Annotated in this window: 2 protein-coding genes; both read right to left on the bottom strand. The window is 71.9% G+C overall.

What is annotated here, in order from left to right; all coding sequences use genetic code 11:
- Positions 1-28 precede the first annotated feature (28 nt).
- On the bottom strand, positions 29-1,579 hold the full coding sequence (gene ffh, locus STRIP9103_RS39170) for a signal recognition particle protein (protein WP_009337072.1): 1,551 nt from the start codon (positions 1,577-1,579) through the stop codon (positions 29-31).
- A gap of 217 nt (positions 1,580-1,796) precedes the next feature.
- On the bottom strand, positions 1,797-4,145 hold a 2,349-nt coding region (locus STRIP9103_RS39165), incomplete at its 5' end, for a [protein-PII] uridylyltransferase (protein ID WP_048821799.1).

Here is a 4,145-nt window from a genome sequence, read left to right as displayed (position 1 = left end):
CCCGCCGTTGGGCCCCGCGGCGGAGCCGTCAGCCCATGAACTTCTTGAACTCGTCCGGCAGCTCGAAGTCCTGGCCACCCTGCTGACCCGGCAGCCCGAAGGCACCGCCCTGAGCCGCTGCGGCCCGGCGGGCGGCCTCCTCCTGCTCCTGCTGCTTGCGCTTCATCGGGTTGCCGGAGCGCTGCTTGCCCTTGGCCTTCTTGGCCTGCTTCTTGGCCCGGCCCGGGCCACCACCCATGCCCGGCATACCCGGCATCCCCGGCATCCCGCCGCCCTGGGCCATGCGGGACATCATCTTGCGGGCCTCGAAGAACCGCTCGACCAGGCCCTTCACCGCACTGACCTCGACACCTGAACCCTTGGCGATACGGGCGCGGCGCGAGCCGTTGATGATCGTCGGGTCCTGGCGCTCGCCCGGGGTCATCGACTTGATGATCGCGGCCGTACGGTCGACGTCGCGCTCGTCGATGTTGTTGATCTGGTCCTTGATCTGCCCCATGCCGGGCAACATGCCCAAGAGCTTGCTGATCGAGCCCATCTTCCTGACCTGCTCCATCTGGGCCAGGAAGTCGTCCAGGGTGAAGTCCTGGCCCTTCTTCGACGCCAGCTTGGAGGCCATCTTCTGGGCCTCTTCCTGGCTGAACGTCTTCTCCGCCTGCTCGATCAGGGTGAGCAGGTCACCCATGTCGAGGATGCGGGAGGCCATCCGGTCCGGGTGGAACTGGTCGAAGTCGTCGAGCTTCTCGCCGTTCGACGCGAACATGATCGGCTTGCCGGTGATCTGGCGGATCGACAGCGCCGCACCACCGCGGGCGTCACCGTCGAGCTTCGACAGCACCACGCCGTCGAAACCGACGCCGTCGCGGAAGGCCTCCGCGGTGTTGACGGCGTCCTGACCGATCATCGCGTCGACGACGAAGAGGATCTCGTCGGGGCTGACCGCGTCCCTGATGTCGGCGGCCTGCTGCATCATCTCCTGGTCGATACCCAGGCGACCGGCCGTGTCGACGACCACGATGTCGTGGACCTTCGACTTCGCGAACTCGATGGAGTCCTTCGCGACCTTGACCGGGTCACCCACGCCGTTGCCCGGCTCGGGGGCGTAGACGGCCACGCCCGCGCGCTCGGCGACGACGCTGAGCTGGTTGACGGCGTTCGGGCGCTGGAGGTCGGCGGCGACGAGCAGCGGGGAGTGGCCCTGCTCCTTCAGCCACTTGCCGAGCTTGCCCGCGAGAGTGGTCTTACCGGCACCTTGCAGACCCGCGAGCATGATCACGGTGGGGGGCTGCTTGGCGAAGCGGAGGCGACGGGTCTCGCCGCCGAGGATGCCCACAAGCTCGTCGTTGACGATCTTCAGGACCTGCTGGGCGGGGTTGAGGGCCTTGGAGACCTCGGCACCGAGCGCTCGTTCCTTGACGTTCTTGATGAACGTCCGAACGACGGGGAGCGCCACGTCGGCTTCGAGGAGCGCGATGCGGATCTCGCGTGCCGTGGCGTCGATGTCCGCCTCGGACAACCGACCTTTCCCGCGGAGATTCTTGAATGTCGCGCTAAGGCGGTCGGAGAGGGTATCGAACACGGCGGCGTCGGTCCTCGGAGTCGGGGGCGTTTTGGGCTGTCCTCCAGGGTATCTGGCCCGGGAGGCAAATCATCCCCGCCCGCTGAGTTCAGCGGGCGGGGACGGAAACCCCACGTCGGCGGGGAGCACAGCGTCTCGGGCAGCTTGCTGATGCCGCCCATCGGATCACCTCCGCATCTGCGGGGGTGATCCGATGGACCCGAGAGAGGCCGCGAGGTCACCCCCGCAGCGTCTCCTCCAGCTTCCGCGCCACCGCCGCAGCCTCCTCGCCCGGCAGCGGTGCCCCCTTCGCTCCGACGACGTAGAAGGCGTCGACGGCGTTGGCGCCCAGCGTGCTGACGTGCGCGCTCCGCACCCGAACCCCCGCCCCCTCCAGCGCCCGCCCGATCCGGTGCAGCAGACCGGGCGCGTCCTGGGCCCGCACCTCGATGACCGTCGCGTGCCGTGAGGCCGCCGCGGCGACCGTGACGCGGGGCGGGGGCGCTACGACACCCCGTCGGCGGGGATACGCGGCGTCCCGCTCGGCCAGGCGCCCGGCGATGTCCAGCGAGCCGTCCAGGGCCCGCACCAGATCCGCGCGCAGCCGCGCCGCCTGCGGCAGGGAGCCGTACTCGGCGGCGACGCGCCAGTTCAGCAGCAGGACGGAACCCTCGACGCCGTCCGGGAGGTCCAGGGCGCGCAGCTCCGCGGTACGGACGGTCAGACGGTGCATCGCCAGGACGCCGGCGACGGCGGGCAGGACACCCGGCTGGTCGGGCACGGCGATGACGAGTTCCACACCGAGGGGCTCGGGGTCGCCCTTGTCGTCCTTCTCCTCGGTGGCGGCCTCGGTCTGGGCGCGCAGCGACAGGACCGGCCCGCCCGTGCGGAACGCCTCGATGGCGAGCCGCTCCTGCTCGGCGGTGGGCGCGGCGGGCTCCGGCTCCTCCGGGGCGTCCCCGGCGAACACCGCGGCGACCCGCTTGACCAGGTCGGACACGAGGGAGGCCCGCCACGACGACCATGCGGCGGGGCCGGTGGCCAGCGCGTCGGACTCGGTGAGCGCGTGCAGCAGTTCCAGGGTCCCGGGCGAGCCGACGGCTTCCGCGACCGAGCGGACGGTGGCCGGGTCCTCCAGATCGCGGCGTGTGGCCGTGTCGACGAGCAGCAGATGGTGGCGTACGAGGGTGGAGAGGACCGCCACGTCCTCGCGGTCGAAGCCGATCCTGGCGGCGACGTCCTTGGCGATGATCTCGCCGGCGACGGAGTGGTCGCCGGGCCAGCCCTTGCCGATGTCGTGCAGCAGGGCGGCGACGAGGAGGAGGTCGGGGCGGTGGACGCGGCGGGTGAGTTCCGAGGCGCGGACGGCGGTCTCGATGAGGTGCCGGTCGACGGTCCAGACGTGGACGGCGTTGCGCTGCGGGCGACAGCGGACCCGCTCCCAATCGGGCAGGAGCTGGGTGATGAGCCCTTCGGCCTCCAGTGCCTCCCAGACGTCCACGGTGGGGCGCCCGGATCCCAGCAGTGTGACGAGCTGTTCGCGGGCCTCGGCGGGCCAGGGCGTCGGCAGTGGCCGTGCGGTGGCGGCGAGGTGGCGTACGGCGTGCAGGGAGAGCGGGAGGCCGGCCTGGGCGGCTGCCGCGGCGGCGCGTAGCGGCAGTACCGGGTCGCGTTCGGGTCGGGCGGCGCGGGCGAGCACGACCTCGCCGTCCTGCTCGACGACGCCCTCGGCCAGCGGGGACCGTTCGGGTGCGGGTTTGCCGCCACCCAGCATGGCGCGCAGCCGGGGTCGCACGGCGCGCGAGCGCAGTACGCGCCCCACTTCACGCCAGGTGACATCACTGGCGTAGGAGATGACGCGTGCGGCCTCGTACACCTGGCGGAGCAGGGTGTCGGCGTCCAGCAGTCCGAGTTCGGCGGCGACCTGGTCCTGTTCCTGGAGCGCGAGCCGGTCGGTGGCGCGTCCGGTGGCGAGGTGCAGGGCGTCGCGCACGTCGAGGAGTCGGCGTCGGGCGTCGGCGAGGCCCTCGCGGGGGGCGTCGGCGAGCCAGGAGGCGGCGACGGCGCGCAGGGCGGTGGCGTCGCGCAGTCCGCCCCGTGCCTCCTTGAGGTCGGGCTCCAGGAGGTACTGCAGCTCGCCCTGCCGTTCGGCGCGCTCGGCGCAGAGTTCCTGGAGTTCGGGGAGGCGTTTGGGGGCCTGGTTGCGCCAGTCGGCGAGGACGGAGGTGCGCAGGGCGGCGGTCAGGCCGAGGTCGCCGGCGATGTGCCGGGCGTCCAGCAGCCCCAGGTGCACCTTGAGGTCCTCGCCGGCGGTCTTGCGGGCCTCGGCGGGGGTGCGGACGGAGTGGTCGAGGGCGAGGCCCAGATCCCAGACGGGGTACCAGATGCGGTCGGCCAGCGCGGCGACGGCCTCGTCGTCGGATCCGTCGTGCAGGAGCAGCAGATCGAGATCGCTGCGGGGCGAGAGTTCACCGCGCCCGTATCCGCCGACGGCGACCAGTGAGACCCCGCGCGGCTCCGTGGCCCCCGCGCCGAACAGTCCGGCGAGCCAGTCGTCGGTGAGTTCGGCGAGGGCGGCACGGCGCGG

The organism is Streptomyces ipomoeae 91-03, from assembly GCF_000317595.1.
GTDB lineage: Bacteria > Actinomycetota > Actinomycetes > Streptomycetales > Streptomycetaceae > Streptomyces > Streptomyces ipomoeae.
Note: the sequence above shows the minus strand (reverse complement) of the source record. Positions and strands in the feature narration are given on the sequence as shown.